Origin of the sequence: Sporosarcina trichiuri (assembly GCF_030406775.1) — a bacterium.
Taxonomy (GTDB): Bacteria; Bacillota; Bacilli; order Bacillales_A; family Planococcaceae; genus Sporosarcina; species Sporosarcina trichiuri.
The window spans coordinates 1,257,275-1,273,733 of the sequence record NZ_CP129119.1 but is presented as its reverse complement, the minus strand read 5'-3'; the positions used below and the strand labels follow the sequence as shown (position 1 = coordinate 1,273,733).

Sequence of the window (16,459 nt, the reverse complement as noted above, 5' to 3'; positions counted from 1 at the left end):
TTTAATGAGGCAGAAACTATACGCAAGGAAGTGAGAACTGTGGAATACGTCATCGAGATGCTGAATATTGATAAGAAATTCGGCAATTTCTATGCGAACAAAAATATTACCCTTCAGCTGGAAAAGGGAGAAATCCATGCGTTGCTCGGCGAAAACGGTGCGGGTAAATCCACTCTGATGAACGTCCTGTTCGGCCTGTACCAGCCGGATGGCGGACAGATCAAAGTGAATGGCAAAGCAGTCAATATCACGGATCCGAATGTTGCCAACGATCTCGGGATCGGCATGGTCCACCAGCACTTCATGCTCGTTGAAAATCTGACAGTAACAGAAAACATCATCCTGGGCAGCGAACCGACCAAAGGCGGGAGGATCAACATCAAAGACTCCGCCAAGAAAGTTGCCGAGATTTCGAAGCTTTACGGATTGAATGTCGATCCGTCCGCTAAAATCGAGGATATTTCCGTCGGAATGCAGCAGCGTGTGGAAATTCTGAAAACGCTTTATCGCGGTGCGGAAATCCTGATATTCGATGAGCCGACAGCTTCCCTGACACCACAGGAAATCGATGAGCTGATCCGCATCATGCATAAGCTGATCGAAGAAGGGAAATCCATCATACTCATCACACACAAACTGCAGGAGATCATGTCGGTGTCCGACCGGGTGACAGTCATCCGGAAGGGCGAAGGGATTGGAACGGTGATCACCGAAGAGACCAATCCGGAAGAACTTGCAACCCTGATGGTCGGACGCCAGGTGACGTTCAAGACGGAAAAGAAACCGGCAGTGCCGACCGAAGAAATCCTGTCGATACAGGACCTGATAGTGGCGGACTACCGCAATGTCAACAAAGTCAAAAACCTGAATCTTTCTGTCCGGAGAGGCGAAATTGTCGGGCTGGCAGGTATCGACGGCAACGGTCAGTCTGAGCTGATCGAGGCGATCACCGGTCTGCGCAAAGTTAAATCCGGGAAGATCATCCTCGGCGGCAAGGATATTACAAACCGCAAACCGCGGACGATTACAGAGACAGGTCTCGGCCATATTCCGCAAGACCGCCACAAACACGGTCTCGTCCTCGACTTCAGTGTCGGGTATAACGCCGCCCTGCAGTCGTATTACCAGAAACCGTTTTCGTCGAACGGTCTCATGAACTACAAAGCTGTCGCCGACCATGCCAATAAGATCATCGCGGACTATGATGTCCGGACACAGGGGGAGCACGAACTGGCCAGAGCCCTGTCCGGCGGTAACCAGCAGAAGCTGATCATCGGGCGGGAAGTCGAACGCAATCCTGATTTCCTGATTGCCGCTCTGCCGACGCGCGGACTGGATGTCGGAGCTATCGAATTCATCCACAGACGTCTCATCGAGCAGCGGGACCAGGGGAAGGCTGTCCTGCTCATCTCCTTCGAGCTGGATGAAGTCATGAATGTGTCCGATAAGATTGCGGTCATCTACGACGGAGCCATCGTCGATACGGTAACACCGGCAGAAACAACAGAGCAGGAACTTGGACTGTTCATGGCCGGTCATGACAAAAAAGAAATTGCTGAAAGTAAGGAAAGCCCTGTTTTGAAAGAAGGTGACGACAAGCATGTCTAATCGTATTATCAATCTGCTCGTTCCGGTAATCTCGATCATCCTCGGATTGCTTGTAGGAGCTGTTGTCATGCTGGTCAGCGGATATGATCCCGTGGCAGGCTATGCTGCGTTATGGAACGGCATTTTCGGAGATTCCTATGCGATCGGTGAAACGATCCGCCAGATCAGCCCGTACATACTTGCGGGACTTGCTGTCGCATTTGCATTCCGCACCGGCCTGTTCAATATCGGTGTGGAAGGACAGCTCATCGTCGGCTGGTTCGCGGCTGCCTACGTCGGAATGGCGTTCGAACTGCCGAAAGTCATCCACTTGCCGCTTGCACTCCTGGCAGCAGCTGCTGCCGGTGCAATCTGGGGACTCATCCCGGGACTTCTGAAAGCGACACTCAAAGTCCACGAAGTTATCGTCACGATCATGATGAACTACATTGCCCTTCATATCGTCAATGCGCTCATCAAGACGATTTCAGGCGGCGGCTTCAAGCTGGATAAAATCCAGGATACGGCATCACTGCGATCGGATTTCCTATCGGAGCTGACGGATTTCTCGACACTCCACTATGGTATTTTCGTTGCACTGTTCATGGTGTTCATCATGTGGTTCATCCTCGAGCGCATGAAGCTCGGTTATGAGCTCAAGTCCGTAGGGTTCAATGAGAACGCTGCACAGTATGCCGGTATGAACGTGAAGAAGAACATCATCCTGGCAATGGTCATTTCAGGGGCGTTCGCCGGACTTGGCGGCGCTATGGAAGCACTCGGAACGTTCGGAAATATTTCGTCCCGTGCCGGTTTCACCGGAATCGGATTCGATGGGATCGCCGTTGCGCTCCTTGGTGCCAATACACCGCTTGGCGTAATATTCGGTGCCAGCTTGTTCGGTTCCCTCAAATACGGTGCGAACAACATGCCGAATGCCGCCAATATCCCGATTGAAATCGTTTCGATTGTCATTGCGTTAATCATATTCTTTGTAGCATCAGGCTATATCATCCGGGTCGGCTTGCTGCGACTGAGCAAGAAAAAGGAGGCGAAGTGAGATGAGTACGCTCCTTAATGTATTGTATATAATCGTACCTTTGTCGATTGCGTATGCAGCCCCCCTCATCTTCACAGCGATTGGCGGAGTGTTCTCCGAACGCTCCGGTGTCATCAATATCGGGCTGGAAGGTCTTATGGTCATGGGTGCGTTCGTCGGTATCGTATTCAACTTGTTCTTCGCCGATACATTCGGCGCCTGGACACCGTGGGTTTCGATTCTTGCAGCCATGCTGGTATCGGCGATCTTCTCGCTGATGCATGCGGTCGCTTCGATAACCTTCCGCGCCGACCAGGTCGTCTCAGGGGTGGCCATCAACCTGCTGGGGATCGCGATCGCCCTATTCTCGGTGAAGATGATCTACGGGAAAGGGCAGACGGATTTCATCCAGGAAAAGATCGCCCGCTTCAACATTCCCTTCTTGAAGGACATCCCTGTACTTGGTCCGATGTTCTTCAAGTCGGTATATGGTTCGTCGATCTTGGCAATCTCCATAGCGGTTCTCGCCTGGTTCATCATCTACAAAACGCCATTCGGCCTGCGTCTCCGTTCTGTCGGTGAGCATCCGATGGCAGCTGATACGATGGGGATCAAGGTCAACCGCATCCGTTACATCGCTGTCATCATCTCCGGCGGACTTGCCGGTATGGGCGGTGCCGTCTATGCCCAGACGATGACAAATGACTTCGGCCATGCGACTATCAACGGCCAGGGCTTCATGGCGCTGGCTGCGATGATCTTCGGAAAATGGCATCCGATCGGAGCAATGGGCGCTGCCATCTTCTTCGGCTTCGCACAGGCGCTGGCGATCAACTCCTCGTCGCTGCCGTTCATGGAAAACGTCCCATCGTTCGTGCTGTACATCCTGCCATATGTGCTGACAATCGTTGCACTGGCCGGATTCATCGGTCGGGCGAATGGTCCGAAAGCACTCGGTGATCCGTACGTCAAAGGGTCCCGTTGATATCAGACTGTCCCGGCTGTCCTGCAAAGGATGGCGCGGGGCAGTTTTTTTGTGGGTCCCTTCGCTTGAATGCGCCACTTTGGAAATGTATAGTGAAGTTGGAAAGAAGCATACTGCTACTGTACGCTTTGTACGTGAACGAACTGAATCCATTTTGATAAATCGAGGTGTAGGTGAATGTTCAACAAAACTATTCTGCAGCCCGGTGTCACTCTTTATACACGCCCGACTGCTCAGTTCAAAACCATCAGTCTCTCCATCAAATTCACGGCGCCTCTGACAGAGGAGAACGCGGGAGCCCGTACGGTGCTTGCGAATGTCCTGGAAGACTCGACTGCCCATTATCCGACCCGCACGAAACTGCGCCAGGCTCTCGAAGAGCTGTATGGTGCGGTATTCTACACGGACACGGGCAAGCGGGGGAACCAACACAGCCTGATGGTGTTTGCGGAAAGTGTCAACGATGAGTATCTGAACAATCCGGATGGCCCGGTGTTCGAGCAGCTGCTGTCTCTGGTCAAGGAGAGCCTGTTCGAGCCGAACCTCACAGACGGAGCGTTCAGTGAAACGATCGTCGAACGTGAGAAACAATCGGTGGCGGATCGGATCCGCTCCGTCTACAACGACAAGACTCGCTACGCCAACAAGCGGATGCTCGAACTGATCCGCCCGGGCGAACCGGCATCCCTCTCCGCGAACGGATCGGAGGAGGCTGTACTGGCCGTGACGGCAGAAACTCTCAGACAGACATACGACAGCATGCTGAACAACGACTCGATCGATATCTACGTGCTCGGCGATATCGATGAGCAGCAGATGATCGAACAGGTGAAAGACCTGTTCAGCTTCCCGGCGGGAGACCGTCAAACGGTCCAGCCGGCCGGTCATGAGCATTCCGGGGAGACCCCGCCGAAACATATCCGCGAGAAACAGGACATGAAACAGGGGAAACTCAACATGGCTTACAGCACGCCGGTCGACTTCCGCCATCCCGATTATCCGAAAATGCAGATGGCCAACGGAGTCCTCGGCGGATTTGCGCACAGCAAGCTGTTCGTCAATGTTCGTGAAAAAGAGAGTCTGGCCTACTACTGCTCCAGCTCCTATTCATCCCAGTATGGTCTGCTGTATATCATGTCGGGAATCGATGCGGAAGAAGAGGAAAAAACGGCAAGATTGATCGGTGAGCAGATCGAAGCCATGAAACAAGGGAAGATCTCGGATCTGGAAATGAGGCAGACGCTCGCACTGCTGTCGAACAGTATACGCAGCGCATTCGACTCGGCAAAAGGCCAGATCGATATTTACGACCAATATAAACAGCTGGACGAAAACTTCCGCGCTGATCACCTGATTGCGAAGTGGGAACAGGTGACGAAGGAAGACGTCCAGCAGATGGCGGGACAGCTTACGAAAGAGATCACGTATCTTCTTTCCGGACGGGAGGCACTCGAAGATGAATGAAATACATTTCAATCAGCTGCAGGAAACGCTGTATCACGAAAAGCTTGAGAATGGGTTGAACGTCTACGTTCTTCCGAAAGAAGGGTTTTCGAAGACGTACGTGACATTCACGACAAAATACGGCTCCGTCGATCGTACATTCATCCCGCGGGATAGAAAGGAGTACGTAACGGTCCCTGATGGGATTGCGCACTTCCTGGAACACAAGATGTTTGAAAAGGAAGAGGGGGATGTCTTCCAGGAATTTAGTGAAAATGCGGCAGCCGCAAATGCATTCACGTCATTCACACGGACTTCCTACTTGTTTTCATCTACATCGAACCTGTACAAAAACACGAAGACTCTCCTGGATTTCGTACAGCAGCCGTATTTCACAGAGAAGACCGTCGAGAAGGAAAAAGGCATCATCGCACAGGAAATCACGATGTATGATGACCAGCCGGACTGGCGCCAGTACTTCGGGACAATCGAAAATCTGTTCAGGAACCATCCGGTCCGCATTGATATCGCGGGAACCGTCGAAACCATTCAGGACATCACAGCCGACCATCTGTATGAATGCTATGAAACGTTCTACCACCCATCCAACATGGTGTTCTTTGCGGTGGGTAATGTCGACCCTGCAGAAATGTTGAAGTTCGTGAAAGAGGACCAGCATTCGAAATCATTCAAGGCACCTGAACCTGTCGTCCGGCAGTTCCCGGATGAGCCGGATGAAGCGGCCGAGACGCGCAGCGACCTGCGGATGGACGTCACGAAGCCGAAGCTGATGATCGGAACGAAATGCCGGAATACGGCTATGAGCGGGAAAGAGATGCTCATCCGCGAGCTCGCATCCGATGTGACGCTCGATATTCTGTTCGGCCGTTCTTCTGAATTTTATACAAAAGCGTATAACGAGGGGCTGATCGACGAGTCATTCTCCTATGAATTCAACTTGGAGAACGGATTCGGTTTCGCGGTCGTCGGCTCGGATACGGATCACCCTGAGGAACTGGAGAAGCTGATCTTCAGCGTCCTGGATGAAGCTAAGAGCAATTGGTCAATCACGGACGGCCAGCTGGACAGGATCCGGAAGAAGCGGATCGGGCTCTTCATGAGGGCGCTCAATTCACCGGAGTATATCGCCAACCAGTTCACCCATTATAATTTCAATGAGATGAATCTGTTCGATGTCGTGCCTGTTCTGGAACAGCTGACTGTGGAACAGATGAAGGAAGCATTCCGTGATCTGTACTATGAAAACGGACAGACCGTGCTGACGATCCATCCGACGGGGAACGAGCAGGGATGACCAGGCGCAGGGCGCTCATCCTCGGTGCATCCGGAGGGATCGGGCAGGCGATCTGCCGCCGTCTCGCTGCGGACGGCTGGTCGCTCTGCATGCAGTATAATACGAATGGATCTGCGGCCGCAGACCTGCGTGACAGCCTGCAGCAAGAGCACCCGGATGGCGAATTCGTCTGTATGCAGGCAGACTTCACGGCAAAAGGGGCTGCCGATGCCCTTGCCACGGCGGCAGGTGATATTTCATGCATTGTCGCTGCCGGCGGGCAGTCCGCGCTGAAACTCCTGACCGAGACGACGGAAGACGAGATGGAAGCCCTGTGGCGTGTCCACGTCCAGAATCCTGCGCGTCTGATCAGTCTGCTGTCCTCAAAACTGCGTAAACACGCTCCCGCTTACGTCGTGTTCATCGGTTCCATCTGGGGCAGTGCCGGAGCGGCGGGTGAAGTGATGTACTCCAGTGTGAAAGGTGCCCAGCATGCATTCGTCAAAGCATATGCCAAAGAGGCTGCATTCGGAGGCATCCGGGTGAACGGGATCGCTCCCGGCTGGATCGAGACGAGGATGAATGAGGAGATTCCTGATGAGGAGCGCGCACTCGTCATGCAGGAGATTCCTCTGCAGATTCCGGGCCGTCCTGAAGAAGTGGCAGATCTTGTCGGTTTCCTGACAAGCGGAAAAGCCGATTACATGACCGGGGAGATCCTGAAGCTGAACGGCGGCTGGTATATATAGCCGTTTCCGTTCTGCCCAGGGTCTCCCTGTTTTAGTTTTTCCTTTCACTCACGTGCTAATTCAGCTATTATAGAAACTAAGCTGTCCGTTTCTGCGTCCTATGTACGTGAGCGGTCTACTGACGAAGGAGGGGTTCCGATGGGTGAGTGGTATCTTGAATACAAACTGCAGGTGAACCGTCCCGGACTTCTCGGGGACATTGCTTCATTATTAGGGATGCTCCGGGTCAATATTGTGACGATCAATGGAGTCGATGGAGATACCCGGGGGATGCTCGTACGGACAGAGGATGATGACCAGATCAGACGGTTCGAACTGATTGCTTCCACCATGGATACGATTGAAATCCGGAAAGTGAGGCAGCCGAAGCTGCTCGATGTCCTGGCAGTGCGGCACGGACGTTACATCCAGCGTACGGAGGATGACCGGAAGACATTCCGGTTCCTGCGCAGCGAACTCGGTGTGCTTGTGGACTTCATGGCTGAAATTTTCAAACAGGACGGTCATAAGCTGATCGGTATCCGGGGAATGCCGCGGGTCGGGAAAACGGAATCCGTTGTTGCTGCCAGCGTCTGTGCAAATAAGAAGTGGATCTTCCTCTCTTCCACGATGATCAAGCAGACATTGCGCAGCAGTTTGATGGGCGATGAATTTTCGAAAGACAATATCTTCCTTCTGGATGGCATCGTGACTAGAAAATCCGGAGATGAGCGGCATATGCAGCTTGTTCGGGAAATGATGCGCCTTCCTTCCACAAAAGTTGTCGAGCACCCGGACATGTTCGTACAGCACTCGGAATACTCCATTGAAGACTTTGACTACATTATTGAATTGCGGACAGATCCAGACCAGGAAATTACATATGAAGTCATCGATAACAATGTGATGAATTCAGGACGCGGCAGCGCGGATGGTTTCGGTATGTTCAATTTTTAAACAGGCAGGTGATTAAGTTGTCCGGATTGGGCGAACGGCTGAAAGATGCACGAAAAGCAAAAGGGTATACCCTGGATGACTTACAAGCAATAACGAAAATACAAAAACGGTATTTAGCAGGAATCGAGAACGAGGATTACAGCATGATGCCGGGCTCTTTCTATGTCCGGGCATTCATCAAACAATATGCCGAAGCGGTCGGACTTGATGCCCAGGAAATGCTGGCCCTCTATCGTGAAAACGAATCATCCGCCCAGATGCGGGAAGAGGAAGTGCAGCGCAGTGCCCCGCAGATGAACCAGAAGACAGGCTTCAGCCGGTCAGGCAGGATGAATGAAATGCTGCCTAAGATTATCGCAGCTCTTTTCATCGTCGTCATATTGGCTGTTGTCGTATTCCTCTATAAACATCAGGCAAATACACAGAAACCCGATGAGCCCGGCGCTGCGGATGAGTTGACGGTCGATAAGCCGTCAGACCAGCCGACACTTGAAGAGGACGGCAAGAAAGACGAAGGAAAAGAAGATGCTGATACAGATGAAGAGGAGCAGCCGGCGCAAGAAGAAGAGCCGGAAGAACCGGAAGAACCGGAAGAACCGGAAGAACCGGAAGAACCTGCTGCTGATCAGACCTTGACCCAGGCCTCCGTATCAGGTGCGGATTCGACATTCACACTGGAGAATGCCGAGAAGTTCTCGGTTACTGTGAAGGTCAAACCAGAAGGCGAATCCTGGATCGGGATCACAAATCCGGCAGGTCAGGAACTGATGCCGCAAGGCGCACGTGTCATGACAGCAGGACAGGAAGAGACCGTCGATCTGAGCGGACAGGAGTCAGCGAGGATCCGAGTGGGACGCACGCAATTCACCGAGATTCTCGTGAATGGCGAACCGCTGTCTTATCCGAACGATCAGATCACTCAAAATATCATCATCCAATATAAAAAATGAAATAGTCATCCGCTGCGATGACTTTTTTCTTTCCTGTTCCGGCCAAGCCGGGCCAGGAAGGACTTTTACCTACAGAGAGGGAGCGTATTCCTATGAACTTGCCAAACAAAATTACAGTATCCCGCGTTCTGCTGATTCCGGTATTCATCGTATTCATGCTTGCTGATTTCGGGATGGGGATGATCTCGATCGGCGGGACTGAACTGCCGGTCGAGCAGTTCATCGGAGGTCTGATCTTCATATTCGCATCCGCCACTGACTGGCTGGACGGCTATATCGCACGCAGAAACAATCTCGTCACCAATATGGGAAAGTTTTTGGATCCGCTCGCAGACAAATTGCTCGTGTCAGCTGCCTTCATCATTTTAGTGGAATTCGGAGCTGCGCCATCTTGGGTTGTCATCATCATCATCAGCCGTGAGTTTGCGGTGACCGGTCTCCGGCTTCTGCTGGCAGGCGAAGGGGAAGTGGTCGCAGCCAACCAGCTCGGCAAGATCAAGACCGTGACACAGATTCTCGCAATCGCTTCACTGCTGCTGCACAATATTTTCTTCGAAGCTGTCAATTTCCCGTTCGGCACAGTCATGCTCTATTTGTGTCTCGTATTCACTGTCTGGTCCGGATTGGATTATTTCGTGAAAAACCGGCATGTGCTGACACAGTCGATGTAAAGGAGGCAGCGGACAATGAAAGCGGAGATCATCGCAGTGGGATCCGAGCTGCTGCTCGGACAAATCACAAATACGAACGCACGATTCATCTCTTCCCGGCTCGCTGAAATCGGTGTGGATGTATACTATCAGACGGTCGCAGGTGACAATCCGGCGCGTCTGGAAGAAGCGATCCGCATCGCAGAAGAACGGGCGGACCTGCTTGTCTTCTCCGGCGGACTCGGCCCGACAAAAGATGACCTGACCAAAGAGACGATCGCCCGGCATATAGGGATAGCACTTGAAATGGACGAAGATGCACTGCACACCATAGAGGACTATTTCGAACGCACAGGGCGGCAGATGACAGCAAACAACCGCAAACAGGCACTCGTCCTGAAAGGGTCAACCATCCTTGCAAATCATCACGGGATGGCGCCCGGTATGGCACTTGCTGCAAATGATCATATTTATATCTTATTGCCCGGCCCTCCTCACGAGATGGAGCCGATGTTCGAGAAGCTTGCAATCCCCTATGTGCACAGGGCGCTCGGCCGCAAGGAAGCGATCGTTTCGACCGTCGTCAAGTTCTATGGCATCGGGGAGGCGGAACTCGCGTTCAAGGTGCAGGATCTGCTGGACAGCCAGTCGAATCCGACCATCGCCCCTTTGGCCTCAAGGGATGGGGTGACACTGCGGCTGACGGCGAAAGCGGACACGCCTGAACTGGCGCGGACACTGATCCTGCCTGTTATCGGAGATCTGCAGGAACAGGTCGGAGAATTCATTTACGGATTCGATGACGATACGCTCTCTTCGAAGGCTGCTGAGCTGCTTCTGGAAAAAGGGCTGAGCATCTCTGCAGCAGAAAGCCTGACAGCGGGTCTGTTCACCTCCCTTCTCGCAGAGCATGCCGGCATCAGCGGAGCGCTCAAAGGCGGTATGACCGTCTATACGGAAGAAGAGAAGATCCGCCAGCTTGGTCTCGACCCAGCCATGCTGAAACGCCATGGCGTCGTCAGCAGTGAATGTGCCGGGGCTCTGGCCGCGAGTGTCCGGAAGCGGTTCCTGACGGATATCGGCATCGGGCTGACAGGTGCTGCAGGTCCTGACCCGCATGATGGACAGCCTGCCGGCACCGTATGGATCGGCATCTCCTTTGCGGGCTCAACAGAAACCTACCAGCTGAAACTGTCGGGATCCCGGAATTCCAACAGGATGAGGGCTGCGAATTTCACGCTGTACTATCTCATAAGGAAGCTGCGGACGGCCTGACTGCAAACTTTGTTTTTCGTCCGTATTCTCAATTAGATTTCTAAAGTGGAGCATTTTCTCAATTAAATCGGTTATTTCAAGCAAAAAGTCGAATGCTCGTTCGCTTTTTGCTTGTTTATTTTTCTCAAAAGGAGTATAGTAGAGATAGTTGGAAAACACCTTTAAGGAGGAATTTTTTTGAGCGAACGTAAAGCAGCGTTGGATCAGGCGTTGAAACAGATAGAAAAGCAATTCGGTAAGGGATCGGTCATGAAACTTGGTGAAAAGACCGACAGGGAGATCGCCACTTCCTCCACAGGATCGCTTGCCCTGGATGCAGCGCTCGGCGTAGGCGGCTACCCGCGGGGCCGTGTCATCGAAATCTATGGACCGGAAAGTTCAGGTAAGACGACTGTCGCACTCCACGCGATCGCTGAAGTGCAGGCATCAGGCGGACAGGCCGCCTTCATCGATGCAGAGCATGCTCTCGACCCGGTATATGCGCAGAAACTCGGCGTCAATATCGACGAACTCCTGCTGTCGCAGCCGGATACCGGAGAGCAGGCACTGGAAATCGCTGAAGCGCTTGTCCGGAGCGGCGCAGTCGATATCATCGTCATCGACTCAGTGGCCGCCCTCGTGCCGAAAGCGGAAATCGAAGGCGAGATGGGGGATTCCCACGTCGGCCTTCAGGCGCGCCTGATGTCACAGGCACTCCGGAAACTGTCCGGTGCCATTAACAAATCCAAAACGATCGCAGTCTTCATCAACCAGATCCGTGAGAAAGTCGGCGTCATGTTCGGGAACCCGGAAGTGACCCCGGGCGGCCGTGCACTGAAATTCTATTCCTCCGTCCGTCTTGAAGTGCGCCGCGGTGAAGCTATCAAGCACGGGAACGAGATCATGGGGAACAAGACCCGTGTCCGTGTCGTGAAAAACAAAGTGGCACCGCCATTCCGCACGGCGGAAGTGGATATCATGTATGGGGAGGGGATTTCCAAAGAAGGGGAAATCGTCGACCTCGGTGTCGAAGCGGAAGTCGTCCAGAAAAGCGGTGCCTGGTATTCCTATGAAGGGGAACGCATGGGGCAGGGACGTGAGAATGCCAAGCAGTTCCTTAAGGAAAATCCGGCGATCCGTTCCGAGATTTCCGACAAGATCCGCAGCAGCTATGGATTGACGACGGATAATTACGTCATCGCAGCACATGACGAAAACGAAGACGAAGAAGAACTTGCATTGTTCGAAGACGAAGAATAATAGATTGGAAATGCCGGCTGCCTGTCCATGGGGGCCGGCTTTCCTGTTTGAGAGCGACAATCCTGTATCTCCCATCTTGACATGCCAGAATGACACCGATACAATTAGAATTGTCTAACTCTCATCATAAGAAAAGATTTTGCTGAAATGATTCATGGCGGTATATTGAAAGCTGATGTACAAGCCGACTACACATGAAAAATAAGCAAGAGGAGGTGACCTGAATGGGTACAATCATCATCTCCGCTTTGCTCGGTCTCATCGTCGGTGCAGTTGTTATGTTTGTGTACAACAAAAACGTGAACGAGTCGAAAGTGACAGGTGCCAAGCACTCCGCTGAAACTATCGTGGAAGAGGCGAAGCGCGAAGCGGAGGCATTGAAAAAGGAAGCACTGCTTGAAGCGAAAGATGAAAATCACAAATTGCGTGTGGAGGCTGAGACGGAAATACGGGAACGGCGCTCCGAGCTGCAGAAGCAGGAGAACCGCCTGCTGCAGCGGGAGGAGAACCTGGACCGTAAAGATGACTCCCTCAACAAACGCGAAGCGAGTCTGGAGCGCAAAGACGATGCGCTGTCCGGAAGACAACAGCATATTGAAGAGATGGAACGCAAGGCGGAAAACCTGGTGGCTGAACAGCAGACGGAACTGGAGAAGATTTCAGCGCTGACACGCGACGAGGCGAAGCATCTCATCCTGGATGACGTGGAACGTGAATTGTCCACGGATATCGCCGTGATGACGAAGGAGTCCGAACAGCGTGCCAAGGAAGAGTCCGAAAAACGCTCACGCGAAATTCTGTCTCTTGCCGTTCAGCGGTTTGCAGCTGATCATGTGGCAGAAACGACAGTATCTGTCGTCAATCTGCCGAATGATGAAATGAAAGGGCGGATCATCGGTCGGGAAGGCCGGAATATCCGTACGCTTGAAACGCTTACAGGAATCGATCTCATTATCGACGATACCCCTGAAGCGGTCATCTTGTCCGGATTCGATCCGGTGCGCCGTGAAATTGCACGGCTGGCATTGGAGAAATTGGTGGCGGACGGACGGATCCACCCTGCGCGGATCGAGGAGATGGTGGATAAGTCGAGACGCGAAGTCGATGAGCTAATCCGGGAAACCGGTGAGCAGACGACCTTCGATATCGGCGTCCATAACCTCCACCCGGACCTTATCAAGATTCTCGGCCGGCTGAAATTCCGGACGAGCTACGGTCAGAACGTCCTGAAACATTCGACGGAAGTGGCGTATCTCGCCGGTCTGCTTGCAGCGGAACTCGGGGAGGATGTCACATTGGCAAGACGTGCAGGACTGCTGCATGATATCGGCAAGGCGATCGACCATGAAGTCGAGGGAAGCCACGTACAGATCGGTAAAGAGCTTGCCATCAAGTACAAAGAGCACCCGGTCGTCATCAACAGCATTGCGTCACACCACGGAGACGAAGAAGCGACGTCCGTGATCGCAGTGCTCGTTGCAGCGGCGGATGCCCTGTCGGCAGCACGTCCGGGAGCGCGCAGTGAAACTCTTGAAAACTACATCCGCCGTCTTAAGAAACTCGAAGAGATTTCAGAGTCCTATGAAGGTGTGGAGAAGTCATTCGCCATCCAGGCGGGACGGGAAGTACGCATCATCGTACGGCCGGATGTCATCGATGACATCACGGCACACCGGCTTGCCCGGGATATCCGGAAACGGATCGAAGAGGAGCTTGACTATCCGGGTCATATCAAGATCACAGTGCTTCGGGAAACCCGTGCTGTGGAGTACGCTAAATAATAAGAGGGGCTTCCTGCTTCAGGCAGGAGCCTCTTTCTTTTGGAGAGGGAATGGCTATGAAAATCTTATTTATCGGAGACATTGTCGGGTCGCCCGGCAGAGACATGGTGTTCGACTATCTGCCGCGCTTACGGAAGAAATACAAGCCGGATGCCGTCATTGTCAATGGGGAGAATGCAGCTGCCGGAAGAGGCATCACGAAAGATATTTTCGACGACCTCCTGCGTACAGGAGTGGATGTCGTGACGATGGGCAACCATACGTGGGACCATAAGGAAATCTATGATTTCATCGATGATACGGAGTTTCTCATCCGGCCGGCGAACTTCTCGGACGAAGCCCCCGGGCAGGGGATGACGTATATCGAACGCGGAGGCGTACTGCTGGCTGTCCTGAACCTTCACGGGCGGACATTCCTGCCGCCGCATGACGATCCGTTCAAGAAAGCCGATGAGCTGATCAGGGAAGCGAAAGAACGCACGCCGCTCGTCTTCGTCGATTTCCATGCGGAAGCGACCAGTGAAAAAATCGCGATGGGCTTCCACCTGGATGGCCGCGCATCGGTTGTTGTCGGCACGCATACGCATGTCCAGACAGCGGACAGCCGGGTTCTTCCGGAAGGCACGGCCTATATAACCGATGTCGGGATGACAGGTCCCTACGATGCCATCCTCGGCATGAAGAAAGAAGACGTCATCTATCGGTTCCAGACGAATCTGCCGGTCCGGTTCCAGGTGCCGAAGCAGGGACGCACCCAGCTGAACGGTATCATCGCGGACATCGATGATGCAACCGGGCGGGCGTCATCCATCGAACGGATCATGATCAATGATGACCAGCCGTTCCAGCCATGAGGCTCAGCGTCTAAAACTCCGTCTCCTTTCATAGGATGGTGCATGGAGAACTGCATTCCATACACTACTGTCCACAAGGAGGAAACACGTTGAACCCATTGAAAGTATCTTCCCGATCGAATCCGAATTCAGTAGCAGGAGCACTTGTTGCAGTCATCAGAGACCAAGGTTATGCTGAAATGCAGGCAGTCGGTGCCGGTGCCCTCAACCAGGCCATCAAAGCGGTTGCGATTGCACGCGGCTTTGTCGCACCGAGCGGGAGCGATCTCATCTGCGCCCCTGCTTTTGCGGATATCGAAATCAACGGCGAGGGACGCACGGCACTGAAACTGTTTGTGGAAAAAAGGACCCGCCAGCAAGCTTTATAAACCGAGCACTGCGAAAAGAGTGAATTCTTTTCGCAGTGCTTTTTCTGTGACAAAGGAGGGACAATCCGGTAAGCTCCTGTACATATGGAAATCCCTTCAGTATACTAGGTGTACCTGATGCTTGGTTTGACGAAGAGCCGGCAAACCAGGAAAAGGTCTGTATCCACGAACGAAGAAGAAAAGGTGGCGGCATAATGGCGGAACAATACACGAAAGAACAGATCATCGACAAGGCGAGGGAAATCGCCCATATGATCGCGAATACAGAACAGGTCGAACTGTTCAAGCAGACCGAAGCGCACATCAACGAAAACAAAAAGGTGCGTGAAAAGATCGCGAGCCTGAAATCACTGCAGAAACAGGCGGTCAATTTCCAGGAATACGACAAAGAACGGGCGCTCGGCATCATCGAAAAGAAGATTGAAGAGATCGAAAATGAGATCGATGAAATTCCGCTCGTTCAGGAATTCAAGCAATCCCAGAATGATGTCAATGACCTGCTGCAGCTCGTTTCCAACACAATCTCCAACCGGGTGACAGACGAGATCATCGAGTCGACGGGCGGGGATGTGCTGAAAGGACAGACAGGATCGTACATCGAGAACACCAAGCATAAACCGTTATCCTAAAGGAAAATCGGGAGAGAATCATTCTCTTCCGATTTTTTTCACTTTCTGGGCTTCTGCTGCATAGGATGTATAGAAGTCTACGAAGGGGGAAAGAATTTGAAAAACTTACGGCAGGTCGTTACGAAAGCAATTATCGCAAAGGGCAAGAAGCGGACGGAGAAGGAAGTTTCTCTGACTCCGCCGAATCGTCCGTCCAGCATACTCGGCTGCTGGGTCATCAACCACTCGCATAGCGCCAAAAAAGTCGGTTCCACCATCGAAGTGACAGGGAAATTCGATGTGAACGTCTGGTATTCTCATCATGACCATTCAAAAACTTCGGTATTCACCGAAACGGTACCGTACAAGGATACGATCAAACTGCGGTACCGGGATGAGCCGTCTTCATCCAAAGAGGAAATCCGCGTAGAGGTGCTTCAGCAGCCGAACTGCACAGAAGCCATCATCTCGGAATGCCAGGAAAAATTCCAGATTAAAGTAGAACGGGAACTTCTGGCGGAAGTGATCGGTGAAACGAAAGTGCTGATTACGGTCCACTCGAATGAGCTGGAGGAAGAGTGGTCATTTGATGACGAATCTTCCAATGAACAGCATGCAGGCAACGGACCCGGCCGCCAGGGGAACGACCATTCATCATTTTAAAGCCGAAGCAGTCTTCGGCTTTTTCTTTTTGCCCAAAA

16 protein-coding genes are annotated in these 16,459 nt (G+C 52.6%); all 16 read left to right on the top strand.

What is annotated here, in order from left to right:
- Window positions 1–39: 39 nt before the first annotated feature.
- Entirely contained in the window at window positions 40–1,608 is a 1,569-nt protein-coding gene (locus tag QWT68_RS06770) for an ABC transporter ATP-binding protein (protein ID WP_040286809.1), read from the top strand.
- Window positions 1,601–2,647 carry an ABC transporter permease gene (locus QWT68_RS06765; RefSeq protein WP_290150269.1) on the top strand — a complete coding sequence of 349 codons (1,047 nt, stop codon included), beginning with the start codon at window positions 1,601–1,603 and terminating at the stop codon, window positions 2,645–2,647. Before QWT68_RS06770 ends, QWT68_RS06765 begins: the two co-directional genes overlap by 8 nt.
- 1 nt (window position 2,648) lies before the next feature.
- Complete coding sequence (locus QWT68_RS06760; RefSeq protein WP_040286807.1) at window positions 2,649–3,611, top strand: ABC transporter permease; 963 nt, start codon at window positions 2,649–2,651, stop codon at window positions 3,609–3,611.
- A gap of 177 nt (window positions 3,612–3,788) precedes the next feature.
- Entirely contained in the window at window positions 3,789–5,075 is a 1,287-nt protein-coding gene (gene yfmF / locus QWT68_RS06755; RefSeq protein WP_290150268.1) for an EF-P 5-aminopentanol modification-associated protein YfmF, read from the top strand.
- A complete protein-coding gene (gene yfmH, locus QWT68_RS06750) occupies window positions 5,068–6,369 on the top strand; it encodes an EF-P 5-aminopentanol modification-associated protein YfmH (protein ID WP_040286805.1) in 1,302 nt (433 codons plus the stop codon). The genes yfmF and yfmH overlap by 8 nt, the downstream gene beginning before the upstream one ends.
- Window positions 6,366–7,097, top strand: coding sequence for an elongation factor P 5-aminopentanone reductase (ymfI, locus tag QWT68_RS06745; protein ID WP_040286804.1), 732 nt, complete (start codon window positions 6,366–6,368; stop codon window positions 7,095–7,097). The genes yfmH and ymfI overlap by 4 nt, the downstream gene beginning before the upstream one ends.
- Before the next feature lie 138 nt (window positions 7,098–7,235).
- On the top strand, window positions 7,236–8,033 hold the full coding sequence (locus QWT68_RS06740) for a YmfK family protein (protein WP_040286803.1): 798 nt from the start codon (window positions 7,236–7,238) through the stop codon (window positions 8,031–8,033).
- A 17-nt stretch (window positions 8,034–8,050) separates the two neighbouring features.
- Window positions 8,051–8,983 carry a helix-turn-helix domain-containing protein gene (locus tag QWT68_RS06735; RefSeq protein WP_290150266.1) on the top strand — a complete coding sequence of 311 codons (933 nt, stop codon included), beginning with the start codon at window positions 8,051–8,053 and terminating at the stop codon, window positions 8,981–8,983.
- Between the two features lie 92 nt (window positions 8,984–9,075).
- Entirely contained in the window at window positions 9,076–9,654 is a 579-nt protein-coding gene (pgsA, locus tag QWT68_RS06730) for a CDP-diacylglycerol--glycerol-3-phosphate 3-phosphatidyltransferase (RefSeq protein WP_040286801.1), read from the top strand.
- A gap of 15 nt (window positions 9,655–9,669) precedes the next feature.
- Window positions 9,670–10,908 (top strand): competence/damage-inducible protein A, encoded by a 1,239-nt coding sequence (locus QWT68_RS06725; protein WP_290150265.1) that lies wholly within the window; start codon window positions 9,670–9,672, stop codon window positions 10,906–10,908.
- 177 nt (window positions 10,909–11,085) lie between these two features.
- Entirely contained in the window at window positions 11,086–12,147 is a 1,062-nt protein-coding gene (gene recA, locus QWT68_RS06720) for a recombinase RecA (RefSeq protein WP_040286799.1), read from the top strand.
- Window positions 12,148–12,371: 224 nt separating this feature from the next.
- Entirely contained in the window at window positions 12,372–13,928 is a 1,557-nt protein-coding gene (rny, locus tag QWT68_RS06715; RefSeq protein WP_040286798.1) for a ribonuclease Y, read from the top strand.
- Window positions 13,929–13,984: 56 nt separating this feature from the next.
- Window positions 13,985–14,782: a TIGR00282 family metallophosphoesterase gene (locus QWT68_RS06710; RefSeq protein ID WP_290150264.1), complete on the top strand. Its 798-nt coding sequence runs from the start codon at window positions 13,985–13,987 to the stop codon at window positions 14,780–14,782.
- 89 nt (window positions 14,783–14,871) lie between these two features.
- A complete protein-coding gene (locus QWT68_RS06705; protein WP_040286796.1) occupies window positions 14,872–15,150 on the top strand; it encodes a stage V sporulation protein S in 279 nt (92 codons plus the stop codon).
- A 194-nt stretch (window positions 15,151–15,344) separates the two neighbouring features.
- Window positions 15,345–15,779 (top strand): YlbF/YmcA family competence regulator, encoded by a 435-nt coding sequence (locus tag QWT68_RS06700; RefSeq protein ID WP_040286795.1) that lies wholly within the window; start codon window positions 15,345–15,347, stop codon window positions 15,777–15,779.
- A 96-nt stretch (window positions 15,780–15,875) separates the two neighbouring features.
- Window positions 15,876–16,421 (top strand): outer spore coat protein CotE, encoded by a 546-nt coding sequence (cotE, locus tag QWT68_RS06695; protein ID WP_052461840.1) that lies wholly within the window; start codon window positions 15,876–15,878, stop codon window positions 16,419–16,421.
- The last annotated feature ends 38 nt before the right edge of the window (window positions 16,422–16,459 follow it).

Excerpts from the sequence above, each read along its gene's own strand:
- QWT68_RS06760 (WP_040286807.1), top strand. The coding sequence starts at position 2,649 with ATGAGTACGCTCCTTAATGTATTGTATATAATCGTACCTTTGTCGATT.
- pgsA (WP_040286801.1), top strand. The coding sequence starts at position 9,076 with ATGAACTTGCCAAACAAAATTACAGTATCCCGCGTTCTGCTGATTCCG.
- yfmH (WP_040286805.1), top strand. The coding sequence starts at position 5,068 with ATGAATGAAATACATTTCAATCAGCTGCAGGAAACGCTGTATCACGAA.
- rny (WP_040286798.1), top strand. The coding sequence starts at position 12,372 with ATGGGTACAATCATCATCTCCGCTTTGCTCGGTCTCATCGTCGGTGCA.
- QWT68_RS06725 (WP_290150265.1), top strand. The coding sequence starts at position 9,670 with ATGAAAGCGGAGATCATCGCAGTGGGATCCGAGCTGCTGCTCGGACAA.
- yfmF (WP_290150268.1), top strand. The coding sequence starts at position 3,789 with ATGTTCAACAAAACTATTCTGCAGCCCGGTGTCACTCTTTATACACGC.
- QWT68_RS06700 (WP_040286795.1), top strand. The coding sequence starts at position 15,345 with ATGGCGGAACAATACACGAAAGAACAGATCATCGACAAGGCGAGGGAA.
- QWT68_RS06740 (WP_040286803.1), top strand. The coding sequence starts at position 7,236 with ATGGGTGAGTGGTATCTTGAATACAAACTGCAGGTGAACCGTCCCGGA.
- QWT68_RS06765 (WP_290150269.1), top strand. The coding sequence starts at position 1,601 with ATGTCTAATCGTATTATCAATCTGCTCGTTCCGGTAATCTCGATCATC.
- ymfI (WP_040286804.1), top strand. The coding sequence starts at position 6,366 with ATGACCAGGCGCAGGGCGCTCATCCTCGGTGCATCCGGAGGGATCGGG.
- QWT68_RS06710 (WP_290150264.1), top strand. The coding sequence starts at position 13,985 with ATGAAAATCTTATTTATCGGAGACATTGTCGGGTCGCCCGGCAGAGAC.